The sequence below is a fragment of the Pseudomonas entomophila genome (assembly GCF_023277925.1).
Classification (GTDB): domain Bacteria; phylum Pseudomonadota; class Gammaproteobacteria; order Pseudomonadales; family Pseudomonadaceae; genus Aquipseudomonas; species Aquipseudomonas entomophila_D.
The window spans coordinates 4,206,878-4,226,140 of the sequence record NZ_CP063832.1 but is presented as its reverse complement, the minus strand read 5'-3'; the positions used below and the strand labels follow the sequence as shown (position 1 = coordinate 4,226,140).

Below are 19,263 nucleotides of genomic sequence, written 5' to 3'. Positions count from 1 at the left end.
GGCTTTGCCGGCGAAGAGGCCGGTAAGGTCATTCGCTATCTATCGTTCATAAAACAGAACGCTAAAGCCAATTTTTGCAGTCTACCGGTCCAAAGGTAACGAATCTAATCTTTTCTCATCAACGCGAAACACCAACCCCCTTAGGAGCAACGACCATGAGCAAATTCACCTACAACCGTCTGAACAAAGATGACGCCGCCGTACTGCTGGTGGACCACCAGGCTGGCCTGCTGTCGCTGGTGCGCGACATCGAGCCGGACCGTTTCAAGAACAACGTGCTGGCCCTGGCCGACCTTGCCAAGTACTTCAACCTGCCGACCATCCTCACCACCAGCTTCGAGCAAGGCCCCAACGGCCCGCTGGTGCCGGAGCTCAAGGCGCTGTTCCCGGATGCCCCGTATATCGCCCGCCCCGGCCAGATCAACGCCTGGGACAACGAAGACTTCGTCAAGGCCGTGAAGGCCACCGGCAAGAAGCAGCTGATCATCGCCGGCGTGGTAACTGAAGTGTGCGTGGCCTTCCCGGCGCTGGCGGCCCTGGAAGAGGAGTTCGAGGTGTTCGTGGTCACCGACGCTTCCGGCACCTTCAACGAAATGACCCGCGACGCCGCGCACAACCGCATGAGCCAGGCCGGTGCGCAGCTGATGACCTGGTTCGGTGTGGCCTGTGAGCTGCACCGCGACTGGCGTAACGACGTTGAAGGGCTGGCGGCACTGTTCTCCAACCACATCCCCGACTACCGCAACCTGATCACCAGCTATAACGCGCTGACTGCGGGCAAGTGATTGAAACCTAGTTGTATGAAAGGCCGGCATTCTCCAAGAATGCCGGCCTTTGGTTTTTATGGGGCGTGTGGATGATGAAAATTAGGGCGAATACATTTATGGAAGCAATGTGAGCACAAAACCTAGCAGCGCGAGGAAGGGTAACCAGCTGAAAATGATCCAGAGGCCATTTGCCCAAGTTATCCGTGCATTACTCTGTCCCAACTCATCGCCTTCGCACCTGTTGGCGGTTTGCTGCAACTGTATCATTGCCACCAATGGCAAGCTGGTACAGCATATGGATAACAGCGGTAGGAGGATCATGAGTGAGAGTGCTAACGATGTTTCAGGGGTGTCTGTAAACGAGACGACCCCCGCGACTAACAGTAAACAAGGCAGCCAGAACATTAATGTGACGCTCAGTGCCGAGCAGTCGAGCACATGGCCCATGTCCAGGTTCTTGCGTACGATGCGCTTCATTAATGGATATATCATTATGGGGGCCGCTATGGCGCACAGCAAAGGTACCCACTTAAAACCCTGTTGGCCGCGGTAGAGCATCCAGTGGCGGTAGTACCAGTAGCTGGTATAGATGCCGAGGGAGAAACTTATCATTATGATGAGTTTTGGAATGGATACGATATGGAACTTTCTGAAGGGTTGTGAAGCTGGAGATACGTGTGCTGTTGAGGATTCGATGGTAGTCGTTGGTGCAGTTTGCATGGTGCTCATTGTTCCATAAGGTGATTTTTTGTCAGTCAGCAAATGTGATCATGCCAGCGGAAATTAGAACCCCAGTAGTGCGGTCGCCGTCCAATCCCTGGCCTTTACCGAAGCTGTTGATACGAAAGGTCATCGTGAGACTTCCTTGTAAATGGAAGCCCGCACGCTAGCAGTTGGAGGGCGGTATTTTTCGTGCGTTGAACAGTTAGGGAAGCGTCCTACGCAGTTCTAGGACCGGGACTTCGGAAGCGTTAGAAGTCTTGTGCTTCAGGCTGTATGCAAAGGCCGACCCGTGAGTAGGCCAGCCTATCTCGCAAGAGGTTATCAACAGGGGGGGCCGAGTCAGTTGGCGCTCCCGCACTCGATGCCTTGGAGTATCGCCTCCGTCAGCCCCTCGGCCATCTCGACCGCATGCAGGTTGGCCCACAACAGGCTCTTGCCCGTGTCGTCCATGTGGTCGAGGGCTTTATAGCCAACGTTGTAGGCGCTGCGCAGGTATTCGGCGACATGCACCAGGGCGTCGTGGGCATTGATGTTCGGGTTGACCGCGAACAGCGGTGGGTGGCCGGCGTCGCATTTGCCGAAGGGGTGGTGGCGGGTGTCGGGGAGGGGTGGGTCGGGGACGATCTTTTTCATGGTCAAACTCCGATAGAAATTGACCGGCACCGTCCGTTTCCACGCGAAGGGTGGCGGCTGTACACAGGGTGGAAAACCAGGTCATCGGAGAACCCCGGTAGGCCTTGAGGCCTCCCGTGTACAGCTGCCGTCACGACAACAATCCGATAACCAACCAGCCGGGTTTCCACACCCGATCGCTGAACCGACAGCGACCGGGAGATCCTAGAGGGCATGATTTCCCCGGACAATCAGACGGGAATCGACAGATTTCGTAGGGTATTTCCTGGGGTGTAGATTGCCCAATGAGAAAGGGCTTCAGAGTCGGTAGGAAATGGCCGGGCTTGATTGAACTTGGGGTCGCCAGCTACCCGCAGCAGTTCAGGACTGATCTGACACGGCCTCCAGAGAGCGAGGGCTCTCATCACATTGATCGGAGTCGCCAAACTGCGTTCTCTCTCTCTTTTCGCCAGGAACGCATCATGACTCAAGCAGCCTTGAAGGGTGTAAGGTATGGCCTTACACTTCGGCAACCATGATCCGGAGTTTCAGGCACAAAGGCCTGAAGTCACTTCACCTGCGGGGTGACACCTCGGGTGTCCGATTTGATCACGTGGCGCTCTTGCGGCGTTTGCTTGCATCGCTGGATGTCGCGCAAAGCCTCTCGGATCTGGATCGCCCAGGCAACCGCCTTCATCCCTTGCGAGGGCAGCTGAACACCTTCTGGGCTGTAAATGTTTCGGGCAACTGGTGTTTGGTGTTCCGTTTTATCGGTACTGATGTCGAGTTGGTCGACTACCTGGACTATCACGAGGAGGCTGAAACCATGCCTATGCACAACCCGCCCCACCCCGGCGAGGCCCTGCGCGAAGACGTCCTGCCCGCCATCGGCATGAACGTCTCTTCCCTGGCTCGCCACCTCGGCTACTCACGTGGCCAGTTATCCACAGTGCTCAACGGCCACGCAGCGATCTCAGCCGACCTGGCCTATCGCCTTGAACTGGCCGGCCTTGGCAGTGCCCGTCAGTACCTGGCCGAGCAAGCAGCCTATGACCTGTGGCAGGCCGCGCACCGCGAGCATCCACCCATCGAGCGGTTGGCTTTCGCCTGAGTCTCAATCCGCATCCGACTCGAACAACCGCTCCAGCTCCACCCGCGCTTCCTTGGCCGTCTGCATCACCTTGGCCCGGTCGTCTCGCACCAGGCCCTGGGCTTCCAGCACCTGTTCGTCATGCTCGGTGAACCGCTCGATCCGATAGGCCGCCTGTTCCTCCGACAACCCTAGCCCGATCAACGTACGCCGGCTCATCTCCAGGCTGGAATGGAACGTCTCGCGAATCGGCTCGGCGCCCACGTCCATCAACTTGTGCACATGCTGACGGTTGCGCGCCCGGGCGATCACCTTCAGGTGCGGGTACAGCCGCTTGACCCGTTCGGCGGTGCGGGTGGCGGCCTCCGGGTCGTCGATGGTGATGATGATGTACTCGGCTTCGCCGACCTTGGCCGCATGCAACACCTCAGAGCGCGACGGGTCGCCGTAGAACACCGGCACCTGCTCGAACATGCGGGTCATCTCGATGGTGTCCACCGAGGTTTCCAGGGCAATGAACGGCACCTTCTGCGCCCGCAGGATGCGCGCGACGATCTGACCCATGCGGCCCATGCCGACGATCACCACGCGCGGGGTGCCAGCGTCGATGCTCTTGTACTGCTCGGGCACTTCGCGCGGCGGTTGCGGGCGCTTGAGGGCACGGGCGCAACCAAGCATCAGCAACGGGGTGAGGGCCATCGACAGGGTGATGGTCATCAGCAGCAGGTCGTAGGTCTGGGTATCGAACAGCCCCTGGTCCTTGCCCAGCTTGAACACCACGAAGGCGAACTCGCCACCGGCCGCCAGCACCATGCCCAGGCGTAGGGCACTGGCGCTGTTGAGCCCGCCCGCCAGGCGGCCGACGCCGACCAGCAGCACCAGCTTCACGGTGATCAGCAGCAGGGTCAGGCCCAGCAGCACCAGCGGCATTTCCAGCAGCAGGCGCAGGTTGGCGCCCATGCCGACACTGATGAAGAACAGCCCCAACAGCAAACCCTTGAACGGCTCGATCTGCGATTCCAGCTCATGGCGGTATTCCGAGTCGGCCAGCAAGAGGCCGGCGAGGAAGGCGCCCAGGGCCATGGAAACCCCAGCTTCTTCCATCAACCAGGCGGTGCCGATCACCACCAGCAGCGCAGTGGCGGTGGAGACTTCCGGCAGGCCGGTACGGGCCACGGTGCGAAACAGTGGGCGCAGCAGGTAACGGCCACCGACGACCACCACGGCGATGCTGGCGAACACCTTCAAACCGTGTTCGAGGCTGTCGCCTTGGCTGGTGTCCGGGCCGCTGGCGGCCAGTAGCGGTACCAGGGCGATCAGCGGAATCGCGGCGATGTCCTGGAACAGCAGGATGGCGAACGCCAGGCGGCCATGGGGGGCGTTGAGTTGCTTGGTCTCGGCCAGGCTCTGCAAGCCCAGCGCGGTTGACGACAACGCCAGGCCCAGGCCCAACACCAAGGCGGCCGGTAGTGTCTGGCTGAAGCCGAACAGGGCGATGGCGCCGATCACTGCGCCCGTCAGCAGCACTTGCGCGGTGCCGACGCCGAACACCGATTTGCGCATCAGCCAGAGGCGCCGCGGGGACAGCTCAAGGCCAATGATGAACAGCAGCAACACCACGCCGAGCTCGGAGATGTGCGCGACGCTTTCGGTGTCGCGGATCAGGCCCAAAGCCTGCGGGCCGATGGCCACGCCGGCCAGCAGGTAGCCGATCACGGCACCCAGCTGTAGGCGTTTGGCGAGGGGAACGGCGACGACGGCGGCGAGCAGGAAGATCACCGCGGTTTGTAGAAGGCTGCCTTCGTGTGGCATCGGTTCGGGCTCCATGAACTGCGTGGGCAGCGGTTGTGTCTGGAGCGCTATTTTGCGGACTGGCCGTGGCAACGACAATCCGCCAGGGCGGGACGCATCGTTCGTTCAGAGGAACGGTACGCCCGGCACCCGCGTACCGTAGGAGCCAGCCTTGCTGGCGAAACCAGCGCCGCACTGGGCGGCGCCGGTGTTCGCCGGCAAGCCGACTCCTACTGGAGGTGTTGCTTCAATGCCTGTGCCGCCTGGTCCATGGCACTGCGTACGCTGGGCACCGTGCTCAGCACGTTGAGCAGGCCGTAGTCATGGATCATGCCGTTGTAGCGCACGGCGGTCACCGGTACCCCGGCCGCGTCGAGCTTGCGGGCATAGGCTTCGCCTTCGTCACGCAGCACATCCATCTCGGCGGTCTGCACCAGCGCCGGTGGCAGGCCCTTCAACTGCTCGAGGCTGGCGCGCAACGGCGAGGCGTGGATGTCGTCGCGCTGGCGTGGGTCGGTGGTGTAGTTGTTCCAGAACCACTGCATCATGTTGCGGGTCAGGAAGTGGCCCTCGGCGAACTGGTTGTACGACGCGTTGTTGAAGTTGGCATCGGTCACCGGCCACAGCAGCGCCTGGAAGCGCAGCTTCGGCGTGCCGGCCTCCTTGGCCTTGATCGCCACCACCGCGGCCATGTTGCCGCCGACACTGTTGCCGGCTACTGCCAGGCGGCTGCCGTCCACGCCGATCTCCTTGCCATGCTCGGCCACCCAGCGGGTGGCGGCGTAGGCCTGGTTGATCGCGGTGGGGAATTTCGCTTCTGGCGATGGCGTGTAATCGACGTACACCGCTGCCGCGCCGGAACCGACCACCAAGTCGCGGATCAGGCGTTCGTGGGTGGGGTAATCGCCCAGCACCCAGCCGCCACCGTGGAAGAACATGAACACCGGCAACTCACCCTTGGCGCCTTCGGGGCGTACCACGCGGATCTCCAGCGGCTGGCCGTCGGCCTGGATGGTCCGGCGTTCGACGCGGATGCCGGACAGGTCGACCTTCACCCCGGCCTGGGCACCGCTCAGTACCGCACGGGCATCCTTGGGCGCGAGGGTTTCCAGCGGCTTGCCGCCACCGGAGGCCAGGGCGTCGAGGAAGCCTTGGGTGGTGTGCTCGACGCCGGGGCTGCCGGCGGCGAAGGCGCTGTTCACGGCCAAGGTCAGCAGGCCGGCGGTCAGGGTGCGGGACAGTTTCATGTTCGGGCTCCTTCGGTTAGGTGTCGGTGGTTCAGTTCTGGTTGCTGAGGGTGGTGGGCTGGCTGTAGCTCACTGCGTGCAATTGGCCGTTGCTGTCGCGGTAGGTGAGGGTGGCGTTGCCGGTGTGGCCCTGGGTGCTGGCGGGCGCTTCGACCTTGACCACCTGGGCGATGTCCAGGTCCATGCCGTAGCGGTAGGGGGTGGCTTCGGTGGCGAAGGCGCCTGCACTGGTGCCGAGGGTCAGGGCGGTGGCGGTAAGGGCGAAGGCTTTGCGAAGGGTCATGGTCGTTCTCCAGGTTCTGCTGAGTGGGGTTGGCGACTGCTTGCTGCGTGGAATCAATATTGCGCGATAATATTTAGCGCGCAAAATATATTTCCGCTATGACCCCGATTGAGCGTGTCTGTAGGAGGCTTTAGCCGCGATGCGGGCAACGTGGTACATGGCACCGGCGTTGCCGGTGATCGCGGCTGAAGCCGCTCCTACAGATCTGGGGTTGCAGGTTGAATCAGGCGCTGGGCCGGTACTGCAACGCCTCCGCCAGATGCGCCCTGGCGATGGTAGGAACCTTCTCCAGGTCTGCCAGCGTGCGTGCCACCTTCAGCAGCCGGTGCGCCGCTCGCAACGACAGGGTCAATCGTTCGCACGCCGTCTCCAGCCACGCCTGATCGGCCGGCTCCAGCAGGCAGTGCTTGCGTAACCCCTTGAGGTCGAGAAAGGCATTGGCACAGTGCTGGCGACGCTGCTGCAGTTCACGGGCCTCGGCTACCACGCCGGCGACGCTGGCGCTGGTCTCGCCGCTGGGTTGGTTGTTCAGCACGGTGCTTTCCCGGGCCACGGTCAGGTGCAGGTCGATGCGGTCAAGCAGGGGGCCAGAGAGCTTGTTGCGATAGCGCTGAATCTGCTCGGGGCTGCAACGGCAGCGGCCGGTGGGGTCGCCGAAATAGCCGCAGGGGCAGGGGTTCATTGCCGCCACCAGTTGGAAACGCGCCGGGAAGCGCACCCGATCCTTGGCTCGGGCGATCACGATTTCGCCTGATTCCAGGGGTTCGCGCAGCACTTCCAGAACCCGTCGCTCGAACTCTGGCAGCTCATCGAGAAACAGCACGCCGTGGTGCGCCAGAGTGATCTCGCCGGGCTGCGGCCGGCTACCACCACCGACCAGCGCAGGGCCGGACGCGGAATGGTGCGGATGGCGAAACGGCCGTTGTGGCCAGCTGTCGAGCGGGGTATGGCCGCTGACCGAGCGAATGGCCGCGACCTCCAACGCCTCGCGCTCGTCCAGCGGTGGCAGCAGGCCGGGCAGGCGGCTGGCGAGCAAGGTCTTGCCGGTGCCGGGCGGGCCGGTGAACAGCAGGTTGTGCCCCCCGGCGGCTGCCACCAGCAGGGCGCGCTTGGCGGCGACCTGGCCCTGGACTTCGCTCAGGTCTGGGTAGGGCCGTTGTTCCAGCAGCAAGCCATTGGCCGCATAGGGCGGCAGGGGCAGTTGCCCGCTCAGGTGGGCGACCAGTTCCTGCAAGGTGCCCACGGCAAACACCACCAGCCCGCTGGCCAGGCTGGCTTCTTCGGCGTTCTCCCGGGGTACCACTAGCGCCCGGCCGGCGTCGCGCGCGGCGAGGGCCGCGGGCAGCACCCCCTGGACCGGGCGCAACGCTCCGGACAGGGCCAGTTCGCCCAGGCACTCGATGTCGTCGAGGGTGGCCACTGGCACCTGGCCGTTGGCGGCGAGGATGCCCAGGGCGATGGCCAGGTCATAGCGCCCGCCGTCTTTGGGCAGGTCGGCGGGGGCAAGGTTCTGGGTGATGCGCCGGGCCGGGTAGTCCAGCCCCGAGTTGACGATGGCGCTGCGCACGCGGTCCTTGCTCTCCTTGACCGTCGCCTCCGGCAGGCCGACCAGGGTGAGCGTGGGCAGGCCGTTGGCCAGGTGGGTTTCGACGCTGACAGGTGGCGCCAGCACCCCGACCTGGGCGCGGCTGTGGACGAGGGCGAGGGACATGGGCGCTCCGTGCTTGCTTGAGAAGGGCCGCATCCTGCGGCCCGGCAAAGCTTAGTGATGTCACTCGCGCCGTGGCAGGAAAGAGTGCGTCGGGGTTTTTCCGGCCCACGGCTGCCTGCTGCAGACCACGGCAATGCCTGCCCCCCGTGCCCGGGCCAGCAGCTCTTCGGTGTCGTCCCCGCCGGGCAGTGCCAGCACCGTGTCGGGCCGGCTGTCACGCAACATGAAGACATTGCGCAACCGCTCGGCCAGCTTGCCATGCAGCTGCCAGTTGGGTGGGTAGCGAACGATATCGGCGCCATGCTCGCGTGCCCAGGCTTCGATATCGCCCCCTAGGTGCTGGCTGCCGCCATGGATCAGCACATGGATCGGTTGCTGGCGCTGGAGGTCATCCAGCGCCTGGCGGCAGCGGCGGTTGTCGGCGTAGTTGCGCCCTGCGCAGATCAGTACACGCATGGCCACCCCTCAGAACCACTGGCCGAAGCGGCGGATGTACAGGGTCTTCATGGCTTGCGCGACCAGGCAGTAGCCCAGCAGGGTGGCGGCCAGCCAAGGGAAGTATTCCCACGGCAGCGGCACCAGCCCGACCATCGCCCCCAGCGGTGAGAACGGGATGTAGATGCCCAGGCACATCACCAGCCCCGTCGCCAGGATCACCGGTAGCGCCGCGGTGCTCTGGAAGAATGGCACCTTGCGGGTGCGCAGCATGTGCACCACCAGCGTCTGCGACAACAGCCCCTCGACGAACCAGCCAGACTGGAACAGCGCCTGCATCTCCACGCTGTTGGCGGCGAACACGTACCACATCAGGGCGAAGGTGGTGATGTCGAAGATCGACGAAGTGGGCCCGATCCACAGCATGAAACGGCCGATGTTGCGGGCATCCCACTTGCGCGGCTCACGTAGGAATTGCTTGTCCATGCGGTCCCACGGCAGCGACAGCTGGGAGAAGTCGTACATCAGGTTCTGCAGCAACAGGTGGATCGCCAGCATCGGCATGAACGGAATGAAGGCGCTGGCCACCAGCACCGAGAACACGTTGCCGAAGTTGGAGCTGGCGGTCATGCACAGGTACTTCATGATGTTGCCGAAGGTTTCCCGGCCCTTGAGCACACCCTCTTCCAGCACCATCAGGCTCTTTTCCAGGAGGATGATGTCGGCCGACTCCTTGGCGATGTCGGTGCCGCTGTCAACCGAGATCCCCACGTCGGCATCGCGCAGGGCCGGGGCGTCGTTGATGCCGTCGCCGAGGAAGCCTACGGTGTGGCCGTTGGCTTGCAGCGCCTTGAGCACCCGTGACTTCTGCAGCGGGGTGAGCTTGGCGAACACTGTGCGTTCCTCGACCAGTACCTTGAGCTGGGTTTCGTCGAGGCGCTCGATGTCCTGGCCGAGCAGCGGCTGGCCTGGCTCCAGGCCTACTTCGCGGCAGACCTTGCAGGTGACCACCGGGTTGTCGCCAGTGAGCACCTTTACCTTCACGCCCATCTCACGCAGGGCGGCGATGGCCGGGCCGGCAGTTTCCTTGGGTGGGTCGAGGAAGGTCAGGAAGCCGCGGATCACCAGTTCGCGCTCGTCGTCGGTGTGGTACTGGGCCTTGCCTTCGGTGGCCGGAATCTCGCGGGTGCCGACCAGCAGCACGCGGAAGCCTTCTTGGTTGAAGGTGGCGGCCGTGGTGAGTAACTGCTGACGCCGGGCGTCATCGAGCACGAACCGCTGGCCGTCCTGTTCCACGTGGGTGGCGATGGCCAGCACCTCTTCGACCGCACCTTTGCTCACCAGCAGGTGATCGCCCAGGGCGTCCTTGACGATCACCGACAGCCGGCGGCGGATGAAGTCGAAGGGCAGCTCGTCGACCTTGGCGTAGGCGTAAGGCGGCTGGAAGCCGCCGTTCTCAGCGGCGAAGCGCAGCACGGCCTGGTCCATCAGGTTCTTCACGCCGCTCTGGTGGTGGCTGTTCAGCCAGGCCAGTTCGAGCAGGCGCGGGTCGGCGCGGCCGCTGGGGTCGACGTGGTGCTCAAGGATGATCCGGTCCTGCGTGAGGGTGCCGGTCTTGTCGGTGCACAGCACATCCATCGAGCCGAAGTTCTGGATGGCGTTCAGGCGCTTGACCACCACTTTGCGCCGGGCCATGGCCACGGCGCCCTTGGCCAGGTTGGCGCTGACGATCATCGGCAGCATTTCCGGGGTGAGGCCCACGGCCACGGCCAGGGCGAACAGGAAGGCGTCGCTCCAATCGCCCTTGACCACGCCATTGAGCATGAACACCACCGGCACCATCACCAGCATGAAGCGGATCAGCAGGCGGCTGACGCTGTTCACCCCGCGGTCGAAGGCGGTCTGGCTGCGCGAGCCGGCGATGGCCTTGGCCAGCGAACCGAAGTAGGTGCGCTTGCCGGTGGCCACCACCACGGCGCGGGCCCGGCCACTGACCACGTTGGTGCCCATGAAGCCGATGTTGGGCAGGTCGAGCAGGTTGCCTTCAGCGCTGGTGCTGTCGCCGGCGGACTTCTGTGCAACGTGGCCCAGGGTGTCGTACTTTTCCACCGGCAAGGCTTCGCCGGTGAGCACGGCCTGGCTGATGAACAGGTCGCGGGATTCGATCAGGCGGATGTCTGCGGGGATCATGTCGCCGGCGCTGAGCTGCACGATGTCGCCGGCCACCAGTTCGTTCATCGGCACTTCGCGCAGGCGCGGGGCCTGGTCGTGGCGTTCGCGGCGCAGCACGGTGGCGGTGGTGCGGACCATGGCCTTGAGGGCTTCGGCGGCCTTGGTCGAACGGTATTCCTGCCAGAAGCGCAGCAGGCCGCTGGCGCTGACCATGGTCATGATGATGATGACCTTGGTCAGGTCGGCATCCTCCACTTCACCTGCGCGCAGGGGCAGCCAGTAGTCGGTGACGAAGCTGATCCCGGCCAGGGTCAGCAATACATAGATGAAGGGGTTGTGCAGGGCCTTGAGCAGTTGCATCAGGGCCGGTTCCGGCTTGTCGTGGGCGACTTCGTTGCCCCCGTCGCGTTGCAGGCGCTTGGTGGCTTCGTGCTCGGTCAGGCCCCGTTCGCTGGCGTCGAGGTTGGCGAGGGTGACGGCCAGGCCGTTGCGCGCCTCGCGGGCGGCGCGCATGGAGAGGCGGGTGTCTGCGCCGGCTTTGCTCGTGGTGTTGCGGTCTTTTACGGTCATTTGGCTGTGCTCCTGCCGCAGGAGGCGGCACGACACACAGTCGACTCACTGTTGAACGGGTGAGTGAACGTGTCTCGGGCCGCGATCATTCGATCGATGAAAAACGTGGTTTTTCCGACGTTTACGTGTTCGCTGGCGAATGCCGGAAATAAGATCGGCAGCGAACTTTCTACTGGCGGATTCCATGGTCTTTTGAAACCTCGAATAAAGTGATTGGCAATAAGAAGCCCGCAAACTTTAAAGAGTTAAAGTTCGTGAAGTTCTGACGCTGAATAGGTCGTCAGCTTAGTGTCGGGAATGCATCGCGCCGGTTAGCAGAAGCACAGACGGGCGCGCCATCGACTGGGCGGTTCCTGGGTGTCTTCGGTGTGCCAGTGCAGGCGCAGGGCAGGGCAAACCAGCTGGGGCAGCCAAGTGGCGCGCAGCCGTTGAGCGGTCGCGTGGGGAGGGCGCAGGCATGGCAAGGCCTTGCGCGCCGGGGCGTGCAGGCGATCGTGGATAAAGATGATGAAGTTCATGAGCTTGCCTCCGACCGGGCGGGCACCCGGGACGGCAAGCGACGGCGGAGCAATCAGGCTCTGGCGCGGCTTGCCCGACCTTGGGGGCGGGCCCGGAGTTCCGGTTCAAGTGCCTGGCAGGCAAAAACGGCCAGGCAGCGACTAGATACTGTGTCCATTGAGTTCTTCATGAGTTGAAATAAAGGCCCGCTTTTTTGGGGCGGGTGAACTTTATGCAAAGCATAGCGGGCAAGTCAACCGGGGAGGTGAAACTTAAATAAGTTTCATCTGGTTGGTTCAGGGAATATTTGGTTTTGCATGAGTTGGCTGTAGGAGCGGCTTTAGCCGCGATGCAGGCATCGCGGTGTGTGCCACCCGCTTCGTGGGTGATCGCGGCTGAAGCCGCTCCTACAGAGGCCACGCAAGATCAGTGGCCCGTGGTCATCAGGCCTTGGCGCCGAGGATGATGTGCGAGGCCTTGATCAACGCGGTGGCTTTTACGCCTGGCTTGAGGCCAAGCTCCTGCACCGCTTCACGGGTGACGATGGCATAGACCTCGGTGCCACCGGGCAGCTTCAGGACCACCTCGGCGTTCACCGCGCCGTCGCCGACCCGCGCCACTTCGCCTTCCAGGCTGTTGCGCGCCGACAGTTTGTAGCCGGCGGCGTCGGTCATCAGTACCACCCAAGGGGCCTTCACCAGCGCCACGGCCTGCTTGCCGACATTGATGTTGAGGTTGTGCAGGCTGGCCATGGTGACCACTGCGACCAATTTCTCGCCACCGGCGAGGGTCAGTTCGACTTCGGCGTTGACCGCGCCTGGCTGGACTGCGCTGACCTTACCTTCGAAGACATTGCGGGCACTGACTTGCATGGGGAACGCTCCGTGTATCGATTGTTATTCCGTAGTGGGCGGTGCCATCCGTGCTTCCAGCTCGGCGACCTGTTTCTCCAGGGCTTCCAGCCTGGCGCGGGTGCGGGCCAGCACCACCATTTGACTGTCGAACTCTTCGCGGCTGACCAGGTCGAGCTTGCTGAAGGCGCCCTGCATCAGCACCTTGAACTGGCTTTCCAGTTCGGCGCGAGGCGCAGCGGTGTCGCCGCTGAACAGGCGCGAGGCCTGGTCGCTCAGGGCATCGAGAAAGGCTTTGGGCGCGAGCATGTTGGCTATCCGCTGATCACTGAAAGGGCAGCAGTGTAGCACGCCGCCCCGGCCCGCTTGCGTTGCACGCTTTTCGCGCAGGGCGGCCAAAGGTCGCGCACCGATTTTGTGCGCTTTTTCGCTGCTGGCGATTGGCCAATCCCTGCCTGTTCACGCAACTCGCTGTTTTTTAGCCACTTGCGCCAACTGGCAAGGTTTCTGCAAAGACCTGATCGAGCCATGCACTGATGCAGTCCCTTGTGACCAGGCAGTGCGCGGGCGAAGCCGGAGGGTTCTTCGTCACAGCCGGATCGTGTGTCGGCGGGGAGGATGGAGCCGACGATGCGTTACAAAGCCAGGCGCTGCGCTTAGACTTGAGTCGGGTTTGTTTTCCTGGGGCAAGTCCACCAAATCGGGAGAGAGTTTCATGAAGCTAGTCACTGCCATCATCAAGCCGTTCAAGCTGGACGACGTGCGCGAGTCGCTGTCGGAAATCGGCGTGCAGGGCATCACCGTCACCGAAGTCAAAGGCTTCGGCCGTCAGAAAGGTCACACCGAGCTGTATCGCGGCGCCGAATACGTGGTCGATTTCCTGCCCAAGGTGAAGATCGATGTGGCCATCGACGACAAAGACCTTGATCGGGTGATCGAAGCCATCACCAAGGCGGCCAACACCGGCAAGATCGGCGACGGCAAGATCTTCGTGGTCAACCTGGAGCAAGCGATCCGCATCCGTACCGGCGAAACCGATACCGACGCGATCTAAGCGCCAGAACACAGCCTCACCAAACCCAACGCCCCAGGAGAAAACAACATGACTCTGCGCAAGATCGCAGGGCTAGGAGCCCTATTGTCCCTCGTAATGCCAGGGCTGGCCCTGGCCGAGGAAACGGCCGCCCCGGTGCTGAACTCCGGCGACACTGCCTGGATGCTCACTTCGACGGCGCTGGTCCTGTTCATGACCATCCCGGGCCTGGCGCTGTTCTACGGCGGCATGGTGCGTTCGAAGAACGTGCTGTCGGTGATGATGCAGTGCTTCGCCATCACTGGCCTGATCAGCATCCTGTGGGTCATCTACGGCTACAGCCTGGCTTTCGATACCGCGGGTATGGAAAAGGGCGTGCTCAACTTCAATTCCTTTATCGGTGGTTTCTCCAAGGCCTTCCTCAGCGGCGTCACGCCGTCGGGCCTGACCTCGGCCACCGCGCTGTTCCCTGAGGCGGTGTTCATCACCTTCCAGATGACCTTCGCCATCATCACCCCGGCACTGATCGTCGGTGCTTTCGCCGAACGCATGAAGTTCTCGGCGATGATGATCTTCATGGGCGTGTGGTTCACCCTGGTCTATGCGCCGATCGCACACATGGTCTGGAGCGGTGACGGCGCACTGATGTGGGATTGGGGCGTGCTCGACTTCGCCGGCGGCACCGTGGTGCACATCAACGCCGGTATCGCCGGCCTGGTCTGCTGCCTGGTGCTGGGCAAGCGCAAGGGCTACCCCACCACGCCGATGGCCCCGCATAACCTGGGCTACACCCTGATGGGCGCAGCCATGCTGTGGATCGGCTGGTTCGGCTTCAACGCCGGTTCCGCCGCCGCGGCCAATGGCACTGCCGGCATGGCCATGCTGGTGACCCAGATTGCCACCGCCGCCGCCGCGCTGGGCTGGATGTTCGCCGAGTGGATCTTCCACGGCAAACCCAGCGCGCTGGGCATCGCTTCGGGCGTGGTCGCCGGTCTGGTCGCCATCACCCCGGCCGCTGGTACCGTCGGCCCGATGGGCGCCCTGGTGATCGGCCTGGTGTCTGGCATCGTCTGCTACTTCTGCGCCACCAGCCTCAAGCGCAAACTGGGCTATGACGACTCCCTCGACGCCTTCGGTGTGCACGGTATCGGCGGCATCATCGGCGCCCTGCTTACCGGCGTGTTCGCGGCACCTGCCCTGGGCGGCTTCGGTGCGGTCACCGACATCGCCGCGCAGTTCTGGATCCAGGCCAAGGGCGTGATCTTCACCGTGGTCTACACCGCCATCGCCACCTACGTGATCCTCAAGGTGCTCGATCTGGTGATGGGCCTGCGGGTCAGCGAAGAAGAAGAGTCGGTCGGCCTCGACCTGGCTCAGCACAACGAGCGCGGCTACAACCTGTAACCGCCACGCTGGAAAACTTGCCCGGTTCGCCGGGCATTTTTTTGCCTGTAGTTTGCTGCCTGGCGGGGGGCAAACGATTTACCCGGCCTGTTCGCGACCTGGGCGGAAAACTTACAAGCCATCGGGCGTTTCTGGTGCTTTGCTTTTTCTGCGAGCGCGCTAGAATGCGCGCCGAAGGAAGCTGGACGAGTAGTCCACACACTTCGCCACCCTTTGCTAGGCTTGCCAATAGCCTGTGGCCAGCAAGGGTACAACGTATTTCGTCAGGCCTTGCCAGGAGCAGGGCCTGCAGGGTGCCAGGCCCCCCATGAGGGGGCGGACACCCAGGGCAGTGGCCAACCCACGGCCAGTTGAATTTTCACTGGTGGCTGCCGGTCTACGGCTGCACCGGTCTATAACTAACCTGCTTTTCGCAAGTCATGAGGTAGAACATGAGCGACGACGATCTGGAAAATGACGACCTCGAAGTAGGCGACGAAGACGAGGCTGATGAAGGCCTCGAAGCGGCCGCAGACGATGGCGCGGAAGACGCTGGCGATGACGACAGCAGCCCCGCCCCCGCTGCCAAAGGCAAATCCAAGGCGGCTGTCTCGGTAGACGAGATGCCGAGCATGGAAGCCAAACAGAAAGAGCGTGATGCGCTGGCCAAGGCGATGGAAGAGTTCCTGTCGCGCGGTGGCAAGGTGCAGGAAGTGGAGGCCAACGTGGTCGCCGATCCGCCCAAGAAGCCGGACAACAAGTACGGCAGCCGCCCTATCTGAGTGGCTGAATGCAAAAGAGCCCGCCGTCGCTGCGGGCTTTTTTGTGGGCGTCAACTGTTAGTCAGACCAACGTGGGAGCGGGCTTGCCCCACGATGGCGGTATCAGCGCCATCGCGGGGCAAGCCCGCTCCCACGAAATACCTAATTGGCAGCAGAGTGCGAAGCCTGGTCAACGCCAGCGCGATAGAACGTCGGGCAACTGCGACAGCCTCTGGATCTCCGCGTCCGGCGCCTGCTCGCCGTTCCAGGCCTTGTGCTGTGGGTTGAACCACACTGCACGCAGGCCAGCACGCTGGGCGCCGGCGATGTCATCGCCTGGGTGATCACCCACATGCACCGCAGCCCCTGCGTCCACATCGCCCCGCTTCAAGGCTTCCATGAACGGCGCCGGGTCGGGCTTGCCGATACCCAGGTCCTCGGCGCACAGCGCGAACTTGAAGTAGTCCGCCAGCCCCAGCCGGCGGACGTCGGCATTGCCATTGGTGACCACGCCGAGGATGAATTGGTGGCGCAGAAGCTCCAGCACCGGCTGCACCTCGGGGAACACCTCGATCTGGTGGCGGGCATGCAGGAACACCTCGAAGCCCTCGTTGGCCAGTTCCTGGGCATGCTTCTCGCTGTAACCGACCTCTTCCAGGGCGTGGAACAGCACACGGCGGCGCAAGGCGCTGATACGGTGCCTGAGGCCGGGCTCGGCCTGCACCAGGCGTTCGCGGATGGCGAACAGGTGCTCGATCGGCACCCCGCCCAGGATCGGCGCATTGGCCGCCAGCCAGTCGCGCAGGACGGCCTCGGCGGTGGCGATCACCGGCGCGGTGTCCCACAGGGTGTCGTCCAGGTCGAAGGTGATCAGCTTGATGCTCATGGTTCGCTGCCTTTGCTGCGTTTGGCCCGGGGGTGGGCGCTGTCGTACACGGTGGCCAGGTGCTGGAAGTCCAAGTGGGTGTAGATCTGCGTGGTGCTGATGTCGGCGTGGCCGAGCATCTCCTGCACCGCGCGCAGGTCCTGGGACGACTCCAGCAGGTGGCTGGCGAAGGAGTGGCGGAGCATGTGCGGGTGCAGGTGCTGGCCTAACTCGCGCTCACCGACGGTCTTGACCCGCATCTGGATGGCCCGTGGGCTCAAGCGGTTGCCCTGGCGGGTGATGAACACCGCGCTGTCCCGAGGGCCGGCGATGCCACGTAGCCTGAGCCATTCCTGCAGGGCTTCGCGGGCCTTGCGACCGACCGGCAGCACGCGGCTCTTGCCGCCTTTGCCGTGCACCTGGACCAGCCCACCGGTCAGGTCCAGCTGTTCCAGGTCGAGGCCGGCCAGTTCCGACAGGCGCAGGCCCGAGGAGTAGAACAGTTCGAGGATGGCCTGGTCGCGCCGGGCGATGAAGTCGTCGTCGACGCCACCGTCGAGCAACTGCAGGGCGCGGTCGGTATCCAGGGTCTTGGGCAGGCGGCGCTCACCCTTCGGTGGCGCCAGGCCGTTGGCCGGGTCGTGTTGGCACACCCCTTCGCGATTGAGATAGCGGTACAGGCCGCGTACCGCCGAGAGCAACCGTGCCAGGCTGCGCGAGGACTGGCCATGGTGGTGCTGGCGGGCCACCAGCTGGCGCAACTGCTGGACTTGCAGCGCGTCCCAGCCGGTGATGCCTTGGTTGTTGCAGAATTCGATGACTTTCTCGAGGTCGCGGCGGTAGGCCAGCAGGGTGTGCCCGGATACCTGGCGCTCGTTGCGCAGGTGGGCGCAATAAGCTTCCAGCTGGCGCTCCATCAACGCACCGAGCGCAGCGTCTGGGTGAAGCGCGGCAGCACGCGGCCGAGCACCTCGGCGATGTAGCTGAGGAACAGGGTGCCGACACTGCTCTTGTAGTGCTGCGGGTCACGGCTGCCGATCGCCAGCACGCCATGCAGGCCCTGGTGTTCGAGAGTGGCCACGGCGCTGGAGCCGACTTCCTTGTGCGCCGTATCGCCGAACAGGAAGGCCAGTTCGTGCTCGCGCAAACTGCCGCTGATGGTCTTGCCGCCGCCGATCAGGCCGCCGATGGCTTGTTGCGCCTCCGTGCCAGGTACCCAGCGGCCGACGGGCGCGGCGTTTTCGCCGAACAGGATCAGGCTGACGAAGGGCACCTGAAACTCCTGGCGCAGGCTGTCCTCGACCGCCATCACCACTTCTTCCAGGCTGCCGGCGTCGAGCAAGTCGAGGATCAGCCGGCGGGTCTTGTCGAACAGCCGGTCGTTGTCGCGGGCCACGTCCATCAATTGCGACAGGCGATGGCGCATCTCGATGTTGCGGTCGCGCAGTAGCTTGAGTTGGCGCTCCACCAGCGACACGCTGTCGCCGCGCTGGTGGGGGATGTGCTGCTCGAGCAGCAGCTCGTCGTGCTCGGCGAAGAAGCTGGGGTGGGCGCGCAAGTAGGCGACCACGGCGTCTTCGTCGAGCGCGTTGGCCTGGGGTGGTACGTTAGGCTGATCGGTCATGGCGGATACTCGCTTAGAGACGAACCTGTCCTTCGAAAACGCGTACAGCCGGGCCGGTCATCAGCACAGGCTTGCCGGGGCCGGCCCATTCGATGCCCAGACGCCCGCCTGGCAGGTCGATGGTCACCGGGGAGTCCATCCAGCCCTGGGCGATGGCCGCAACGGCCGCGGCGCAGGCGCCAGTGCCGCAGGCTTGCGTCTCACCGGCGCCGCGCTCCCAGACCCGCAGGTTGGCGCGGTGGCGGTCGACGACCTGGATGAAGCCGGCGTTGACCCGCTGCGGGAAGCGCGGGTGGTGCTCGATCTTCGGCCCAAGCTCATGGACTGGCGCGGTGCGTACGTCATCGACGCGCAGCACCGAATGCGGGTTGCCCATGGAAACGGCGGCAATCTGGTGCACTTGGCCATCGATCTCGAGCGGGTAGCTCAGCGCCTGCGCGTCGGCGATGAATGGGATCTCGGCGGGCACGAAACGCGGCGGGCCCATGTCGACGCAGACCTGGCCATCGTTGCGCACATCCAGTTCGATGATGCCGCCCTTGGTTTCGACGCGGATACGCTTCTTCGCGGTCAGGCGCTTGTCCAGCACGAAGCGGGCGAAGCAGCGCGCACCGTTGCCGCACTGTTCGACCTCGGAACCGTCGGCGTTGAAGATCCGATAGCGGAAGTCCACGTCCGGGTTGCTGGGGGCCTCGACGATCAGCAACTGGTCGAAGCCGATGCCGGTGTTGCGATCGCCCCATTGCTTGGCGTGCTTGGGTTGGATATGGGCGTGCTGGCTGACCAGGTCGAGGACCATGAAGTCGTTGCCCAGCCCGTGCATCTTGGTGAAACGCAGCAGCATGGG

19 protein-coding genes and 1 pseudogene are annotated in these 19,263 nt (G+C 63.6%); 6 read left to right on the top strand and 14 right to left on the bottom strand.

All coding sequences use genetic code 11. The features are described from left to right. Positions 1 to 155 precede the first annotated feature (155 nt). The gene (ycaC, locus tag IM733_RS18745; protein ID WP_011536364.1) at positions 156 to 785 is read left to right on the top strand and encodes an isochorismate family cysteine hydrolase YcaC; all 630 of its coding nucleotides are present in this window, start codon (positions 156 to 158) and stop codon (positions 783 to 785) included. A gap of 1,044 nt (positions 786 to 1,829) precedes the next feature. Here ycaC and IM733_RS18740 read toward each other — a convergent pair. Further along, positions 1,830 to 2,123 carry a DUF3077 domain-containing protein gene (locus IM733_RS18740; RefSeq protein WP_248917984.1) on the bottom strand — a complete coding sequence of 98 codons (294 nt, stop codon included), beginning with the start codon at positions 2,121 to 2,123 and terminating at the stop codon, positions 1,830 to 1,832. Positions 2,124 to 2,637: 514 nt separating this feature from the next. Here IM733_RS18740 and IM733_RS18735 point away from each other — a divergent pair. Further along, positions 2,638 to 2,913: pseudogene (locus tag IM733_RS18735) on the top strand (type II toxin-antitoxin system RelE/ParE family toxin); the annotation flags it as partial. A gap of 15 nt (positions 2,914 to 2,928) precedes the next feature. Beyond that, complete coding sequence (locus IM733_RS18730; RefSeq protein WP_046853662.1) at positions 2,929 to 3,213, top strand: HigA family addiction module antitoxin; 285 nt, start codon at positions 2,929 to 2,931, stop codon at positions 3,211 to 3,213. A gap of 3 nt (positions 3,214 to 3,216) precedes the next feature. Here the strand turns inward: IM733_RS18730 and IM733_RS18725 are convergent, their stop codons facing one another. From IM733_RS18725 to IM733_RS18685, 9 genes are all read right to left on the bottom strand, one after another. Further along, a complete protein-coding gene (locus tag IM733_RS18725) occupies positions 3,217 to 5,004 on the bottom strand; it encodes a monovalent cation:proton antiporter-2 (CPA2) family protein (RefSeq protein WP_248917983.1) in 1,788 nt (595 codons plus the stop codon). A 209-nt stretch (positions 5,005 to 5,213) separates the two neighbouring features. Continuing rightward, the gene (locus tag IM733_RS18720) at positions 5,214 to 6,230 is read right to left on the bottom strand and encodes an alpha/beta hydrolase (RefSeq protein WP_248917982.1); all 1,017 of its coding nucleotides are present in this window, start codon (positions 6,228 to 6,230) and stop codon (positions 5,214 to 5,216) included. 31 nt (positions 6,231 to 6,261) lie between these two features. Further along, positions 6,262 to 6,513, bottom strand: coding sequence for a DUF2790 domain-containing protein (locus IM733_RS18715; protein WP_248917981.1), 252 nt, complete (start codon positions 6,511 to 6,513; stop codon positions 6,262 to 6,264). Between the two features lie 223 nt (positions 6,514 to 6,736). Then, positions 6,737 to 8,224 (bottom strand): YifB family Mg chelatase-like AAA ATPase, encoded by a 1,488-nt coding sequence (locus tag IM733_RS18710; RefSeq protein WP_248917980.1) that lies wholly within the window; start codon positions 8,222 to 8,224, stop codon positions 6,737 to 6,739. A gap of 60 nt (positions 8,225 to 8,284) precedes the next feature. After that, positions 8,285 to 8,680 (bottom strand): DUF2493 domain-containing protein, encoded by a 396-nt coding sequence (locus IM733_RS18705; protein WP_248917979.1) that lies wholly within the window; start codon positions 8,678 to 8,680, stop codon positions 8,285 to 8,287. Between the two features lie 9 nt (positions 8,681 to 8,689). Further along, the gene (gene mgtA / locus IM733_RS18700; RefSeq protein ID WP_248917978.1) at positions 8,690 to 11,401 is read right to left on the bottom strand and encodes a magnesium-translocating P-type ATPase; all 2,712 of its coding nucleotides are present in this window, start codon (positions 11,399 to 11,401) and stop codon (positions 8,690 to 8,692) included. Positions 11,402 to 11,712: 311 nt separating this feature from the next. Beyond that, on the bottom strand, positions 11,713 to 11,919 hold the full coding sequence (locus IM733_RS18695; protein WP_248917977.1) for a hypothetical protein: 207 nt from the start codon (positions 11,917 to 11,919) through the stop codon (positions 11,713 to 11,715). 423 nt (positions 11,920 to 12,342) lie between these two features. Then, positions 12,343 to 12,771, bottom strand: coding sequence for a TOBE domain-containing protein (locus tag IM733_RS18690; RefSeq protein ID WP_248917976.1), 429 nt, complete (start codon positions 12,769 to 12,771; stop codon positions 12,343 to 12,345). A gap of 24 nt (positions 12,772 to 12,795) precedes the next feature. Continuing rightward, the gene (locus IM733_RS18685) at positions 12,796 to 13,059 is read right to left on the bottom strand and encodes an accessory factor UbiK family protein (RefSeq protein ID WP_248917975.1); all 264 of its coding nucleotides are present in this window, start codon (positions 13,057 to 13,059) and stop codon (positions 12,796 to 12,798) included. A 406-nt stretch (positions 13,060 to 13,465) separates the two neighbouring features. Here IM733_RS18685 and glnK point away from each other — a divergent pair, with 406 nt between their 5' ends. The 3 genes from glnK to sutA all read left to right on the top strand — a co-directional run bounded on the left by glnK (position 13,466) and on the right by sutA (position 15,948). Further along, a complete protein-coding gene (glnK, locus tag IM733_RS18680; RefSeq protein WP_002555808.1) occupies positions 13,466 to 13,804 on the top strand; it encodes a P-II family nitrogen regulator in 339 nt (112 codons plus the stop codon). A gap of 48 nt (positions 13,805 to 13,852) precedes the next feature. Beyond that, entirely contained in the window at positions 13,853 to 15,187 is a 1,335-nt protein-coding gene (locus IM733_RS18675; protein WP_248917974.1) for an ammonium transporter, read from the top strand. Between the two features lie 431 nt (positions 15,188 to 15,618). Further along, positions 15,619 to 15,948, top strand: coding sequence for a transcriptional regulator SutA (gene sutA, locus IM733_RS18670; RefSeq protein ID WP_011536349.1), 330 nt, complete (start codon positions 15,619 to 15,621; stop codon positions 15,946 to 15,948). Between the two features lie 169 nt (positions 15,949 to 16,117). Here sutA and IM733_RS18665 read toward each other — a convergent pair whose 3' ends face one another. From IM733_RS18665 to dapF, 4 genes are read right to left on the bottom strand one after another with little or no spacing between them, the layout of a single operon-like run. Further along, positions 16,118 to 16,813 (bottom strand): HAD family hydrolase, encoded by a 696-nt coding sequence (locus tag IM733_RS18665; protein ID WP_248917973.1) that lies wholly within the window; start codon positions 16,811 to 16,813, stop codon positions 16,118 to 16,120. Further along, complete coding sequence (gene xerC / locus IM733_RS18660) at positions 16,810 to 17,709, bottom strand: tyrosine recombinase XerC (RefSeq protein WP_248917972.1); 900 nt, start codon at positions 17,707 to 17,709, stop codon at positions 16,810 to 16,812. Before xerC ends, IM733_RS18665 begins: the two co-directional genes overlap by 4 nt. Next, entirely contained in the window at positions 17,709 to 18,416 is a 708-nt protein-coding gene (locus IM733_RS18655) for a DUF484 family protein (RefSeq protein ID WP_248917971.1), read from the bottom strand. The genes xerC and IM733_RS18655 overlap by 1 nt, the downstream gene beginning before the upstream one ends. A 13-nt stretch (positions 18,417 to 18,429) precedes the next feature. Beyond that, positions 18,430 to 19,260 (bottom strand): diaminopimelate epimerase, encoded by an 831-nt coding sequence (gene dapF, locus IM733_RS18650; RefSeq protein ID WP_248917970.1) that lies wholly within the window; start codon positions 19,258 to 19,260, stop codon positions 18,430 to 18,432. Between the last annotated feature and the right edge of the window lie 3 nt (positions 19,261 to 19,263).